Raw genomic sequence first — 15,867 nt, 5'->3', positions numbered from 1 at the left:
ATCTATGCAAGAGCAATTCACAACAAAACCAACTTCACCGGATCCAACGCTGGAATGGTTTCTTTCTCATTGTCATATCCACAAATATCCCGCAAAAAGTACCTTAATCCATGCCGGCGAAAAAGCGGAAACCCTGTATTATCTGATCAAAGGCACGGTGTCGGTCTCGATTAAAGATGAAGACGGCAAAGAGATGATCCTCTCCTATCTCAATCAAGGGGATTTCGTCGGCGAAATCGGCTTGTTCGAAGAAGAAAGCGAACGCACCGCTTGGGTTCGCGCCAAAACCACCTGTGAAGTGGCGGAAATTTCTTATAAAAAATTCCGTCAATTGATTCAAATTAACCCGGAAGTATTGATGTATCTTTCCGAACAATTGGCAAGACGCTTACAGCACACCTCGAAGCAAGTCAGCAATCTGGCGTTTCTGGACGTGACCGGACGTATCGCACAAACCTTACTTAATCTGGCGAAAATGCCGGAGGCGATGACCCACCCGGACGGCATGCAAATCAAAATCACCCGTCAGGAAATCGGGCAAATCGTAGGTTGTTCGCGCGAAACCGTCGGCAGAATTCTAAAAATGTTGGAAGATCAAAACCTGATCTCCGCCCACGGCAAAACCATTGTGGTGTATGGCACGCGTTAATTGAATTGCTTTTCTATCAATGCCTCTGTTCGAGGCATTTTTTCCGCCTCAAAAATAATAATAATTTCTATTTGTAAAACAAACCGCACTTCTTTATGATAAGCCTTATTTGCAATATATCTTTAAGGCAATCAGTATGAAAAAAGACGAAGTCGGACATAACTTCCTCGCCCGTTTGGGCAAAACCCGTCTGCGCCCGGGCGGACGGCGCGCCACCGAATGGCTGATTGAACGCGGCAATTTCAGTGCGGAAACGCAAGTGTTGGAAGTGGCGTGCAATATGGCGACCACTGCAATCGGTTTGGCAAAACAATACGGCTGCCAAATCGAGGGGATTGATTTGGACGAGCAGGCATTGATTAAAGCCGAAGCCAATATTCAGCGCCACGGCTTGCAGAATAAAATCCATGTGCGCCGTGCCAATGCTACCAAATTGCCGTTTGTCGACAACCGTTTTGATGTGGTGATTAACGAAGCGATGTTGACCATGCTGCCGTTGGAAGCAAAACGCAAAGCAATCAGTGAGTATTTTCGCGTGCTGAAACCGGGCGGCGTTCTGCTGACTCATGATGTAATGCTAACGCGTGATAAAGATCCTGAAATATTGGAAAAACTACGCCATGCGATTAATATTAGCGTCACACCGTTAAGTCAACATAATTGGTTGGAGTTATTCCGTGAGTGCGGTTTTGCCCGCTGTGAGTCGATTCATGCCCGCATGACCCTGCTGTCACCGAAAGGCATAATTTATGATGAAGGTATAAATGGCACACTAAAAATTATACGCAACGCACTGAAAAAACAAAATTTTCCGACCTTTAAGAAAATGTTCAAGCTGTTTAATGATCCGCAACAGCGACTGAATTTTATCGCAGTGGCGAGTTACAAGCCCGAATAACCCTGCCCAGACCGCACTTTTATTGCTAAAAGTGCGGTTTGAGGTTAGTTAACGTGGGTTATCGGTTAGATAACGATAATACCGGTTTGGATATAAACATCGTTAGATGTATCTGTTCCTGCTGTTGAATGGTGGTAAATATCATAGCTTACGCCATCTACATTGGTTGTACTTCCTTTAGTCCAACGACCTGTGCCATCATTGAGGTTGCTACTGCCTACAGAATCATTATTCCAATTATTCTGACCTAAATCGACTTTACTTCCAGCCACACCTCTAATATACAGTGGACCATCATTAGTCGTATCACGCAGCAAATCAGAATAACGGATATCAACCGAGTTACCTGGATTTTTCATTTCAATCACTTCAAAGCCTTTGAATTGTGATGAACCTAAATTCGTTGGATTATTGGTACTACCAGTATGCGTATTGGTGATAGTCGTCAAGATCAAGGTATCTTTACCTTCACCACCGTCGATCGGATTTGTACTCGAAATAGTTGTACCGCCCCAAGTGACAATATCATCACCGGCACCCATTGAGATGGTTGGATTTCCAGCACCAACTCCCAATTGGGATTTAATCGTTAATGAATCATTGCCGCTACCGAAAGTAATACTTGAAGCATTATTTACACCTTCCGTAGTCAGAACGTTATTACCATCACCCATATTAATCTGTGTACCGCTTTGTACAATGCCTTTAATGGTTACGGTATCATCACCGTTACCCATATTAATTGTAGAGTTATCGACGTAACTTCCAACAGTCATCTCATCATTTCCACCTCCAAGATAAATTTTTGAGTTAGTTACCGTCGTTCCGACAGTAACAATATCAATACCATTATCCGCACCATCATCTTTAAGATTCGGCGCTGTTTCTGTATCATATTGATACTTATTATCAATTAAATACCCTGTTGATGTTACCTTTCCTCCAATCACTATAGATGATGTAATATCTTTATCAATATTTAATTTATCATTTCCAGCACCTAAGATAATGATACTATCCTCTCGCAATGTACCCGCTTCAGAAAGACCTGTATTTGTTTCTTTACCATCCAAACTCTGATCTGCTTTCAGTGCAATACCAGTATCTGTTAGAGAAACTATGTCATCACCTTCTCCCATATTAATAATGGTTTTATCAGCAACAATGCCCCCTTGTAAAATCAGCGTATCGTTTCCAGCTCCCGTTAATATAGTTGCATTTTGAATATCATCACGATCATTAAAAATACTAGAAAAATCCCCTACAATAATAGTATCGTTTCCATCTCCTGAAGTAACCCAACTTCTGTTAGTTCCTCCAATAATATCATTACCAATCAGTAAAGTATTATTACCATTTCCAAGAGCAATCCCGCCGTCCATATTGTTACTGCCCACACTTTGAGAAAGTTTGACATAATCATCACCTTCTAAAGTAGAAAGTACAGCACCTCTTTCGATATTTCCTTCCCCTAATCCCGTTACAGCGCTACCATTTTCGTTATACCCCACCAAAACCTTATCTTCATTATTACTCGTAAACTGGTAGCTTTGATTGTTAGTATCCTGAGAAAAATTCTGCCCGGATGAATCAACACCGTTAGTATTATTGTATAAATGTGGGATTGCCAACACATTATTCACGGTGAAATCGACGGTAATCGCATATGATTTCAAATTGGTTTGATCGACCGCAATAATGTTATAATTGTCAAACTGATTTGTGGACGTTTCATAATCATTGCTGTCAACTTGGCTGAGTTTACTGTTTGTGCTGATTAACGCGCCACCACCGGATACCGTCAAATAAATCTCGCCTTTTGTATTAATCGCATATTTACCGTCTTCACTTCTGGCACTCATAGCGCCATTAGTGTGAACAAATAAATATTCTTTGATTTTATTATCCTCATCTGTCGCAGCGATTGTTGCGATCGGATTTTTGATTAAATGATTTTCAAAATACTTGAATGAAGCTGTTGCTTGACTAAATACCGGCTGGAACAACACATTAGTTTCAACTTGCGTTATCTTGCCGTTAGTGTCATGAGCAATCAATTTTGAACCGAAAAGCAAAAACTTTTTCTCAATTGTCACTTCACCGCTTTTAGGATCAACCGATAATCCGCTCGGTTTGCTATTTTGTATTCTATCGCTCCTGATCCATTGGTTCTCTACATTTTTTGTCAGTATCACTGTTTGCGCTTCGCCTTGGCTATCCGTCAACTGAATCTTCAATTCCGTTGAATTTTGCTGTGACGGCGCAATCTTCAGTGCGCCATTCATCGCCCAAATTCTCGGCATATCTGTCGGTTGATTTTCGGCAAACGATTTCAAACATAAATTTTTATTATTTGCCATTCTATTCACTGGCATAGTCGGCTCTCCTGTTTCATTGTTAATCATTTATGCAAAAACATTCAAAATAATAACCAATAGTTATAATTTTGAATTGGAATTAAAATTATCAGGTTTTAGCGACAATAACCGCAGGTTTTACATAAAAGATCATTACCATCAATAAAATAGACAGCCGGAACTTTCCATATACAACATATCAATAATCTTTGATTATTTTTTTGTTTTTCAAACCCTGTAAAAAACCGCACTTTTATTGCTAAAAGTGCGGTTTGAGGTTATTTAAAATAGGTTATCGGTTAGATAACGATAATGCCTTGTTGGATATAAACATCGTTATCAGAACTACTGGCTGCACTATTATGACGATATATATCGTAAGTGATTCCCTCAACTGTCGTCGATGACTGCTTAACCCAACTACCATTGTAATAACTATTTCCAACAGCACCATTATCCACTAAGCTAATCTTAGCCACTCCGTCATTATTCCAATTACTTTGTCCTAAATCAACTTTATTTGTGCTTCCTCCCATAACATAGAAATTACCTTCACGAGTATTATCATTAAACAAATCACCATAACGAATATCTAAAACTGCTTGATTTTTCAGTTGAATCTGTTCAAAGCCAGTGAAATTAACTGTAGAAATATGAGAGATCACATCATTACCTGAAGCAACATTGCTATCTACAATTAATTTATCAATACCTGTTCCACCAAGCATTTTACTATTAAACGAGCCAAGATCATTATATCCCATCCCAGCATTACCACTCCAAGTCAAGGTATCATTACCGGCTCCCATATCGACTAATGCAGAGCCATCTCCTCGTCCAAACGTTTTAGTGATAGTCACAGAGTCATTACCATCTCCCATATAAACTTTTGAGTTATCACGAATCTGGTCAACAATAAGGGTATCATTTCCCCCACCTAAATCAATTTTGGAAGAGTAATACATAATCCCTTTTCCGTTCCGACTGCCATCAGCATTGACCCCTAAAATAACAGTGTCATCTCCAGTTAAAGAGGATATTCCTGAATCTTTAACATCTCTAGGATTCCCTATTGGTGTATACGGAGAGCTATCTAGTGCAATCGGTGTATTTGCGGTATCTCCGATAATCGTAGCATCCTGTAAATAATTATAGGTAGTTAATGTATCATCACCAGCCCCTAAAATAATAGTACTGTCATAAATATGCCCCCCAAAATCCCTACCAGTATAGGTAGCTTTAGCGTCTAAACTTTGATCTGCTCGTAAAGCGGTTCCATTATCAGTAATTATAATAGAGTCATTGCCACTTCCCATATCAATAATACTGCTAGATTTAACATCGCCCCCCTGTAAACGTAAAGTATCATTACCAGCTCCAGTTAGTATTGTTGCATTTTGAATATCATCACGATCATTAAAAATACTAGAAAAATCCCCTACAATAATAGTATCGTTTCCATCTCCTGAAGTAACCCAACTTCTGTTAGTTCCTCCAATAATATCATTACCAATCAGTAAAGTATTATTACCATTTCCAAGAGCAATCCCGCCGTCCATATTGTTACTACCGACACTTTGAGAGAGCTTAACATAATCATCTCCGTCTAGCGTATTCAAAACAGCGCCTCGTTCAATATTACCAATACCTAAACCAGTTTCTGCTTTTCCTGCTTCATTATAACCAATCAAAATTTTATCAGAGTTTTCACTAGTAAATTGGAAATTCTTATTAGCTGTATCAGCAGAAGCAATAGTTCCCTCCCAATTAGCGCCATTTCTATCATTTAAGTCCACCCATAATGTCCTAATTGCCAATACATTTTGTACTGTAAAATCAACATCAATAGGCTTAGATTTCAAACCAGTTTGATCAATCGCAATAACCTTATAAGGACCAAATTTATTTGGAGCGGTTTCAAAATCATTACTATCTCTAGTACTTATGTTTGCTGACGTTGAGGTTAGCCCCCCTCCATTCTCAGTTAAGGCAAACTCTCCACCACTGGATATTAAATAACGCCCATCTTTACTGATATTAGTCTCTGTACCATCATCATTCAAAAAGCGATATTGTACAACCTGATTATCTTTATCGGTGGCAGTAACTTTTCCTAAGACATCACTTATCAAAGAGTTTTCAAAATATTCAATCGAAGCTATTCTCTCGGCAAACACTGGATTAAATAACAATTTTCTACTTGCATCTGCAATATTGCCCGCATTGTCCTCCAACTTCACTTCCACAGTTGAACCAGATTGAATGACTCCCTCAGCAAAAGTCATTTTTCCAGTTTTAGAATCAAATGTTCCAGCAGGTTGTGGACCACTAAAAGTAAAGTTCCAATTTCCATCAGTACCTTTTGTAGAGACAGCTGTTTGTTTGTTACCTGCAGTATCAAAGTAAAAAGTAGTTAATTTATAAGCTTGTTGATCGTTCGTTTCAACAGTAACAGTACCATATCCCTCCTGATTAATAATTGGCTGTTCAGCTGAAAGATTTACAATAAATGGCTTTCCTTCTGTCCATTTTGTAGGATCCGCCGGCGTAGCTGTACTTGCATTACCTGCTGCATCAACCGCCATAACTAATGGAAACTTTTGACCATCGCTCATATCTTTAGTAATTTTAATACTAAATTTACCTGTATCATTAGCCTTATCAGCATAATAAGAGCCATCAACATAAATTCTCACCGTAGTACCTGGTTCAGTAACCCCCTCTAAAGTCGGTTGTTTAACATTAGTAATATTATCTGTATCAGAGTACCCACTATCGGATATTTGGGCTAATTTTAATTCTGGTATTACAGGTGGAGTTTTATCAATAAAGACATCATTCAAACTACCAACTACAGAAGACTGCCCATCTTTATTTTGACGAACTAAGATAGAAGGATATGTTCCCTCCGCTAATTCAAAAGTAGCAGTATTTCCTGTAATCCCTGGAATTACTATCCAAGTATTACCACCATCAATACTGTATTCTCGGGTTGTTCCTTCCTCTAAATTAGAAACATTAATCATGCCATTGTTCGTTATCTTATCAGCTGAACTAAATCCAGTATCACTAACTAAAGTAACTATCGGCTGAGCCGGTAAAAGAATTGTAGGCGCTTCAACCTTAACTTCATTCGATTCATTACCATCCGCATCACTGGCTGTCGCTTTGACTTCCGTACTGTCTTTCACCGCCTCTTCAGCAATCGTTACCTTGCCGGTACCCGCTTCCAATGTGACACCTTCAACCGGTGCCGCCAGCTCCCATGTTCCGTCGTCTTTCTTGTTCACGGTCACGGTTTTCTCGGTGCCGTCTTCAGCGGTGAACTTAACTTCAACTGACTTTGTATCTACATCCGCCGGTGGCGTAATGCTGACATCACCGTTATCTTCTGCTGTCGCCGTCGGCGCACTCGGGGCAGTCACATCTTTCGCAACCACGGTCGCATTCGCTGAGTCCTGCGTACCGTCATTGGCTTTTGCCGTTACGGTAGAACCGTCTTTCACTGCGTCCTCAGCAATCGTTACCTTGCCGGTATTCGGGTCTAACGTGACACCTTCAACCGGTGCCGCCAGCTCCCAAGTACCGTCGTCTTTCTTGTTCACGGTCACAGTCTGTTCCGCACCGTTCTCATCAGTAAACTTAACTTCAACTGACTTCGTATCCACATCCGTCGGTGGCGTAATGCTGACATCACCGTTCTCTTCCGCAACCGCACTTGGTGCTGCCGGCGCATTGGTGTCTTTCGCCGTCACTTCTGCCGGTGTAGAGGTATTGCCGTCAACGTCTTTCGCCGTCGCCGTCACTTTACCGTTGTCTTTCACCGCACTTTCGTCAAGTGTTACCTTGCCGGTATTCGGGTCTAACGTGACACCTTCAACCGGTGTCGCCAACTCCCAGGTACCATCGTCTTTCTTGTTCGCCGTCACCGTTGCTTCCGTACCATCCGGTTTGGTGAATGTCACTTCAACCGACTGCGTATCATCATCCGTCGGTGGCGTAATGCTGACATCGCCGTTCTCTTCCGCAACCGCACTTGGTGCTGCCGGCGCATTGGTGTCTTTCGCCGTCACTTCTGCCGGTGTAGAGGTATTGCCGTCAACGTCTTTCGCCGTCGCCGTCACTTTTCCGTTGTCTTTCACTGCGTCCTCAGCAATCGTTACCTTGCCGCTGTCAGTGTCTAACGTGACACCTTCAACCGGTGCCGCCAACTCCCAAGTACCGTCATCTTTCTTGTTCACGGTCACAGTCTGTTCCGCACCGTTCTCATCGGTAAACTTAACTTCAACCGACTTCGTATCCACATCCGCCGGTGGCGTAATGCTGACATCACCGTTCTCTTCCGCTGTCGCCGTCGGCGCACTCGGGGCAGTCACATCTTTCGCAACCACGGTCGCATTCGCTGAGTCCTGCGTACCGTCATTGGCTTTTGCCGTTACGGTAGAACCGTCTTTCACTGCGTCCTCAGCAATCGTTACCTTGCCGCTGTCAGTGTCTAACGTGACACCCTCAACCGGTGCCGCCAGCTCCCAAGTACCGTCGTCTTTCTTGTTCACGGTCACGGTTTTCTCGGTGCCGTCTTCAGCGGTGAACTTAACTTCAACTGACTTCGTATCTACATCCGTCGGTGGCGTGACAGTAACACTGCCGTTCTCTTCCGCAACCGCACTTGGTGCCGCCGGTGCAGTCGTGTCTTTCGCCGTCACTTCTGCCGGTGTAGAGGTATTGCCGTCAACGTCTTTCGCCGTCGCCGTCACTTTACCGTTGTCTTTCACCGCACTTTCCGCAAGCGTTACCTTACCGGTATTCGGGTCTAACGTGACACCCTCAACCGGTGCCGCCAACTCCCAAGTACCGTCGTCTTTCTTGTTCACGGTCACAGTCTGTTCCGCACCGTTCTCATCAGTAAACTTAACTTCAACTGACTTCGTATCCACATCCGTCGGTGGCGTAATGCTGACATCACCATTATCTTCCGCAACCGCACTTGGTGCTGCCGGCGCGGTCACATCTTTCGCAACCACGGTCGCATTCGCTGAGTCCTGAGTACCGTCATTGGCTTTTGCCGTTACGGTAGAACCGTCTTTCACTGCGTCCTCAGCAATCGTTACCTTGCCGGTACCCGCTTCCAATGTGACACCTTCAACCGGTGCCGCCAGCTCCCAGGTACCGTCGTCTTTCTTGTTCACGGTCACGGTTTTCTCGGTGCCGTCTTCAGCGGTGAACTTAACTTCAACTGACTTCGTATCTACATCCGTCGGTGGCGTGACAGTAACACTGCCGTTCTCTTCCGCAACCGCACTTGGTGCCGCCGGTGCAGTCGTGTCTTTCGCCGTCACTTCTGCCGGTGTAGAGGTATTGCCGTCAACGTCTTTCGCCGTCGCCGTCACTTTACCGTTGTCTTTCACCGCACTTTCCGCAAGCGTTACCTTGCCGGTACCCGCTTCCAATGTGACACCTTCAACCGGTGCCGCCAACTCCCAAGTACCGTCGTCTTTCTTGTTCACGGTCACAGTCTGTTCCGCACCGTTCTCATCAGTAAACTTAACTTCAACTGACTTCGTATCCACATCCGTCGGTGGCGTAATGCTGACATCACCATTATCTTCCGCAACCGCACTTGGTGCTGCCGGCGCGGTCACATCTTTCGCAACCACGGTCGCATTCGCTGAGTCCTGAGTACCGTCATTGGCTTTTGCCGTTACGGTAGAACCGTCTTTCACTGCGTCCTCAGCAATCGTTACCTTGCCGGTACCCGCTTCCAATGTGACACCTTCAACCGGTGCCGCCAGCTCCCAGGTACCGTCGTCTTTCTTGTTCACGGTCACGGTTTTCTCGGTGCCGTCTTCAGCGGTGAACTTAACTTCAACTGACTTCGTATCTACATCCGTCGGTGGCGTGACAGTAACACTGCCGTTCTCTTCCGCAACCGCACTTGGTGCCGCCGGTGCAGTCGTGTCTTTCGCCGTCACTTCTGCCGGTGTAGAGGTATTGCCGTCAACGTCTTTCGCCGTCGCCGTCACTTTACCGTTGTCTTTCACCGCACTTTCCGCAAGCGTTACCTTACCGGTATTCGTATCTAGCGTGACACCTTCAACCGGTGCCGCCAGCTCCCATGTTCCGTCGTCTTTCTTGTTCACGGTCACGGTTTTCTCGGTGCCGTCTTCAGCGGTGAACTTAACTTCAACTGACTTCGTATCATCATCCGCCGGTGGCGTAATGCTGACATCGCCGTTATCTTCTGCTGTCGCCGTCGGCGCACTCGGGGCAGTCACATCTTTCGCAACCACGGTCGCATTCGCTGAGTCCTGCGTACCGTCATTGGCTTTTGCCGTTACGGTAGAACCGTCTTTCACCGCGTCCTCAGCAATCGTTACCTTACCGGTACCCGCTTCCAATGTGACACCTTCAACCGGTGCCGCCAACTCCCAAGTGCCGTCATCTTTCTTGTTCACGGTCACGGTTTTCTCGGTGCCGTCTTCAGCGGTGAACTTAACTTCAACTGACTTCGTATCTACATCCGTCGGTGGCGTGACAGTAACACTGCCGTTCTCTTCCGCAACCGCACTTGGTGCCGCCGGTGCAGTCGTGTCTTTCGCCGTCACTTCTGCCGGTGTAGAGGTATTGCCGTCAACGTCTTTCGCCGTCGCCGTCACTTTACCGTTGTCTTTCACCGCACTTTCCGCAAGCGTTACCTTACCGGTATTCGGGTCTAACGTGACACCCTCAACCGGTGCCGCCAACTCCCAAGTACCGTCGTCTTTCTTGTTCACGGTCACAGTCTGTTCCGCACCGTTCTCATCAGTAAACTTAACTTCAACTGACTTCGTATCCACATCCGTCGGTGGCGTAATGCTGACATCACCATTATCTTCCGCAACCGCACTTGGTGCTGCCGGCGCGGTCACATCTTTCGCAACCACGGTCGCATTCGCTGAGTCCTGAGTACCGTCATTGGCTTTTGCCGTTACGGTAGAACCGTCTTTCACTGCGTCCTCAGCAATCGTTACCTTGCCGGTACCCGCTTCCAATGTGACACCTTCAACCGGTGCCGCCAGCTCCCAGGTACCGTCGTCTTTCTTGTTCACGGTCACGGTTTTCTCGGTGCCGTCTTCAGCGGTGAACTTAACTTCAACTGACTTCGTATCTACATCCGTCGGTGGCGTGACAGTAACACTGCCGTTCTCTTCCGCAACCGCACTTGGTGCCGCCGGTGCAGTCGTGTCTTTCGCCGTCACTTCTGCCGGTGTAGAGGTATTGCCGTCAACGTCTTTCGCCGTCGCCGTCACTTTACCGTTGTCTTTCACCGCACTTTCCGCAAGCGTTACCTTACCGGTATTCGGGTCTAACGTGACACCCGTAACTGGGTTATCCAGCTCCCAAGTACCGTCGTCTTTCTTAGTCGCCGTCACCGTTGCTTCTGTACCATCCGGTTTAGTGAATGTCACTTCAACCGACTGCGTATCATCATCCGCCGGTGGCGTGACAGTAACACTGCCGTTCTCTTCCGCAACCGCACTTGGTGCCGCCGGTGCAGTCGTGTCTTTCGCCGTCACTTCTGCCGGTGTAGAGGTATTGCCGTCAACGTCTTTCGCCGTCGCCGTCACTTTACCGTTGTCTTTCACCGCACTTTCCGCAAGCGTTACCTTACCGGTATTCGTATCTAGCGTGACACCTTCAACCGGTGCCGCCAGCTCCCATGTTCCGTCGTCTTTCTTGTTCACGGTCACGGTTTTCTCGGTGCCGTCTTCAGCGGTGAACTTAACTTCAACTGACTTCGTATCATCATCCGCCGGTGGCGTAATGCTGACATCACCGTTCTCTTCCGCTGTCGCCGTCGGCGCACTCGGGGCAGTCACATCTTTCGCAACCACGGTCGCATTCGCTGAGTCCTGCGTACCGTCATTGGCTTTTGCCGTTACGGTAGAACCGTCTTTCACCGCACTTTCCGCAAACGTTACCTTGCCGGTATTCGTATCTAGCGTGACACCTTCAACCGGTGCCGCCAGCTCCCATGTTCCGTCGTCTTTCTTGTTCACGGTCACGGTTTTCTCGGTGCCGTCTTCAGCGGTGAACTTAACTTCAACTGACTTCGTATCTACATCCGCCGGTGGCGTAATGCTGACATCACCGTTATCTTCTGCTGTCGCCGTCGGCGCACTTGGAGCAGTCACATCTTTCGCAACCACGGTCGCCTCTGCCGAGTCCTGCGTACCGTCATTGGCTTTTGCCGTTACGGTAGAACCGTCTTTCACCGCACTTTCCGCAAGCGTTACCTTGCCGGTATTCGTATCTAACGTGACACCCTCAACCGGTGCCGCCAACTCCCAAGTACCGTCGTCTTTCTTGTTCACGGTCACAGTCTGTTCCGCACCGTTCTCATCGGTAAACTTAACTTCAACCGACTTCGTATCCACATCCGCCGGTGGCGTAATGCTGACATCGCCGTTATCTTCTGCTGTCGCCGTCGGCGCACTCGGGGCAGTCACATCTTTCGCAACCACGGTCGCATTCGCTGAGTCCTGCGTACCGTCATTGGCTTTTGCCGTTACGGTAGAACCGTCTTTCACCGCGTCCTCAGCAATCGTTACCTTACCGGTACCCGCTTCCAATGTGACACCTTCAACCGGTGCCGCCAACTCCCATGTTCCGTCGTCTTTCTTGTTCACGGTCACAGTCTGTTCCGCACCGTTCTCATCGGTAAACTTAACTTCAACTGACTTCGTATCCACATCCGCCGGTGGCGTAATGCTGACATCACCGTTCTCTTCCGCAACCGCACTTGGTGCCGCCGGTGCAGTCGTGTCTTTCGCCGTCACTTCTGCCGGTGTAGAGGTATTGCCGTCAACGTCTTTCGCCGTCGCCGTCACTTTACCGTTGTCTTTCACCGCACTTTCGTCAAGCGTTACCTTACCGGTATTCGTATCTAACGTGACACCCTCAACCGGTGCCGCCAGCTCCCATGTTCCGTCGTCTTTCTTGTTCACGGTCACGGTTTTCTCGGTGCCGTCTTCAGCGGTGAACTTAACTTCAACTGACTGCGTATCATCATCCGTCGGTGGCGTGACAGTAACACTGCCGTTCTCTTCCGCAACCGCACTTGGTGCCGCCGGTGCGGTCGTGTCTTTCGCCGTCACTTCTGCCGGTGTAGAGGTATTGCCGTCAACGTCTTTCGCCGTCGCCGTCACTTTACCGTTGTCTTTCACCGCACTTTCCGCAAGCGTTACCTTACCGGTATTCGTATCTAGCGTGACACCTTCAACCGGTGCCGCCAGCTCCCATGTTCCGTCGTCTTTCTTGTTCACGGTCACGGTTTTCTCGGTGCCGTCTTCAGCGGTGAACTTAACTTCAACTGACTTCGTATCATCATCCGCCGGTGGCGTAATGCTGACATCGCCGTTATCTTCTGCTGTCGCCGTCGGCGCACTCGGGGCAGTCACATCTTTCGCAACCACGGTCGCATTCGCTGAGTCCTGCGTACCGTCATTGGCTTTTGCCGTTACGGTAGAACCGTCTTTCACCGCGTCCTCAGCAATCGTTACCTTACCGGTACCCGCTTCCAATGTGACACCTTCAACCGGTGCCGCCAACTCCCAAGTGCCGTCATCTTTCTTGTTCACGGTCACGGTTTTCTCGGTGCCGTCTTCAGCGGTGAACTTAACTTCAACTGACTTCGTATCATCATCCGTCGGTGGCGTGACAGTAACACTGCCGTCCGCTTCCGCAACCGCACTTGGTGCCGTAACATCAGGACCAGAACCAGTAACTTGTGTAGGATCACTGGTGTTGCCGCTTGGATCGGTGGCGGTTACCGGATAGGTTTTGCCGTCTTCCAATGCCGGGGTCACTACTAAGCTATAGTCGCCGTTTTCATCGGCTTTTGTAGTTACGTCCGCTTTGCCGTCACCGTTGGTATCGATACCGACGGTGGAGCCCGGCTCCGCTTTGCCGCTAATTGTGGTGCTGTCCGCTTTACCGTCACCGTCTTTGTCGCTATTCGTCACGTCGGTGACCGTTGGCGCATTCGGAGCGGTGGTGTCGCCGGTTACATTAGTCGGATTGCTGGTGTTGCCGCTTGGATCGGTGGCGGTCACCGGATAGGTTTTGCCGTCTTCCAATGCCGGGGTCACTACTAAGCTATAGTCGCCGTTTTCATCGGCTTTTGTGGTTACGTCCGCTTTGCCGTCACCGTTGGTATCGATACCGACGGTGGAGCCCGGCTCCGCTTTGCCGCTAATTGTGGTGCTGTCCGCTTTACCGTCACCGTCTTTGTCGCTATTCGTCACGTCGGTGACCATTGGCGCATTCGGGGCGGTGGTGTCGCCGGTTACATTAGTCGGATTGCCGGTGTTGCCGCTTGGATCAGTGGCGGTCACCGGATAGGTTTTGCCGTCTTCCAATGCCGGGGTCACTACTAAGCTATAGTCGCCGTTTTCATCGGCTTTTGTGGTTACGTCCGCTTTGCCGTCGCCGTTGGTATCGATACCGACGGTGGAGCCCGGCTCCGCTTTGCCGCTAATCGTGGTGCTGTCCGCTTTACCGCCACCGTCTTTGTCGCTATTCGTCACATCGGTGACCGTTGGCGCATTCGGGGCGGTGGTGTCGCCGGTTACATTAGTCGGATTGCTGGTGTTGCCGCTTGGATCGGTGGCGGTCACCGGATAGGTTTTGCCGTCTTCCAATGCCGGGGTCACTACTAAGCTATAGTCGCCGTTTTCATCGGCTTTTGTGGTTACGCCCGCTTTGCCGTCGCCGTTGGTATCGATACCGACGGTGGAGCCCGGCTCCGCTTTGCCGCTAATTGTGGTGCTGTCCGCTTTACCGTCACCGTCTTTATCGCTATTCGTCACATCGGTGACCGTTGGCGCATTCGGGGCGGTGGTGTCGCCGGTTACATTAGTCGGATTGCCGGTGTTGCCGCTTGGATCGGTGGCGGTCACCGGATAGGTTTTGCCGTCTTCCAATGCCGGGGTCACTACTAAGCTATAGTCGCCGTTTTCATCGGCTTTTGTGGTTACGTCCGCTTTGCCGTCGCCGTTGGTATCGATACCGACGGTGGAGCCCGGCTCCGCTTTGCCGCTAATCGTGGTGCTGTCCGCTTTACCGTCACCGTCTTTGTCGCTATTCGTCACATCGGTGACCGTTGGTGCATTCGGGGCGGTGGTGTCGCCGGTTACATTAGTCGGATTGCCGGTGTTGCCGCTTGGATCGGTGGCGGTCACCGGATAGGTTTTGCCGTCTTCCAATGCCGGGGTCACTACTAAGCTATAGTCGCCGTTTTCATCGGCTTTTGTGGTTACGTCCGCTTTGCCGTCGCCGTTGGTATCGATACCGACGGTGGAGCCCGGCTCCGCTTTGCCGCTAATTGTGGTGCTGTCCGCTTTACCGTCACCGTCTTTGTCGCTATTCGTCACATCGGTGACCGTTGGCGCATTCGGGGCGGTGGTGTCGCCCGCCGGTTCATTACTATTACTACCGCTTCCGCCGCCACCAACAGCCAATGCCACACCGCCAACAACAGCACCGGCCGCCAGTAACCACCACGGGCTAAATACCCAAAACGGGCTAATTTCATGACCACCTAGCGCCTGAGGTGCGGACATTTGCTCTGCCAACATACTAACTGCATCCGAATTTTGTCCTGATTCCGGCACATAGGCATAAATATTGCCATTTTCATGTTCGCCGATAATCAGATTCGTAGAGCCTTCGTCGCTATAATAATCTTCGATAATTACATCCGGCACATTATCGCCGTTTTCTAATAATAGTTGCAGATCATCGCCGACCCGTTTGGCTATAATATTTTGCGGCCCCAAGCCTGTGGCATCTTCAATCAGCTGATAATTTACGTTTTCTTGCGCTTTAATAATTAATGTTTCGCCATTGACAACTTTATAATTAGCAATTTCTGTTTTTGCGCTTAAAACTTTTAATGTGATTGACATAATATAATTCCTATA

4 protein-coding genes are annotated in these 15,867 nt (G+C 47.9%); 2 read left to right on the top strand and 2 right to left on the bottom strand.

The window, feature by feature from the left end:
• Window positions 1-4 precede the first annotated feature (4 nt).
• Together crp and ACWA5Z_RS04370 are read left to right on the top strand one after the other, a co-directional pair.
• On the top strand, window positions 5-649 hold the full coding sequence (gene crp / locus ACWA5Z_RS04375; protein WP_431054097.1) for a cAMP-activated global transcriptional regulator CRP: 645 nt from the start codon (window positions 5-7) through the stop codon (window positions 647-649).
• Between the two features lie 136 nt (window positions 650-785).
• Window positions 786-1,547, top strand: a complete 762-nt coding sequence (locus ACWA5Z_RS04370; protein ID WP_431054096.1) for a class I SAM-dependent methyltransferase — start codon at window positions 786-788, stop codon at window positions 1,545-1,547.
• A gap of 65 nt (window positions 1,548-1,612) precedes the next feature.
• Here the strand turns inward: ACWA5Z_RS04370 and ACWA5Z_RS04365 are convergent, their stop codons facing one another.
• Complete coding sequence (locus ACWA5Z_RS04365; RefSeq protein ID WP_431054095.1) at window positions 1,613-3,922, bottom strand: beta strand repeat-containing protein; 2,310 nt, start codon at window positions 3,920-3,922, stop codon at window positions 1,613-1,615.
• A gap of 281 nt (window positions 3,923-4,203) precedes the next feature.
• Window positions 4,204-15,852 carry an Ig-like domain-containing protein gene (locus tag ACWA5Z_RS04360; protein ID WP_449343120.1) on the bottom strand — a complete coding sequence of 3,883 codons (11,649 nt, stop codon included), beginning with the start codon at window positions 15,850-15,852 and terminating at the stop codon, window positions 4,204-4,206.
• Window positions 15,853-15,867: the final 15 nt, after the last annotated feature.

The sequence above is a fragment of the Testudinibacter sp. P80/BLE/0925 genome (genome assembly GCF_053570785.1).
Note: the sequence above shows the minus strand (reverse complement) of the source record. Positions and strands in the feature narration are given on the sequence as shown.

Excerpts from the sequence above, each read along its gene's own strand:
- ACWA5Z_RS04360 (WP_449343120.1), bottom strand. The coding sequence starts at position 15,852 with ATGTCAATCACATTAAAAGTTTTAAGCGCAAAAACAGAAATTGCTAAT.
- ACWA5Z_RS04365 (WP_431054095.1), bottom strand. The coding sequence starts at position 3,922 with ATGCCAGTGAATAGAATGGCAAATAATAAAAATTTATGTTTGAAATCG.
- crp (WP_431054097.1), top strand. The coding sequence starts at position 5 with ATGCAAGAGCAATTCACAACAAAACCAACTTCACCGGATCCAACGCTG.
- ACWA5Z_RS04370 (WP_431054096.1), top strand. The coding sequence starts at position 786 with ATGAAAAAAGACGAAGTCGGACATAACTTCCTCGCCCGTTTGGGCAAA.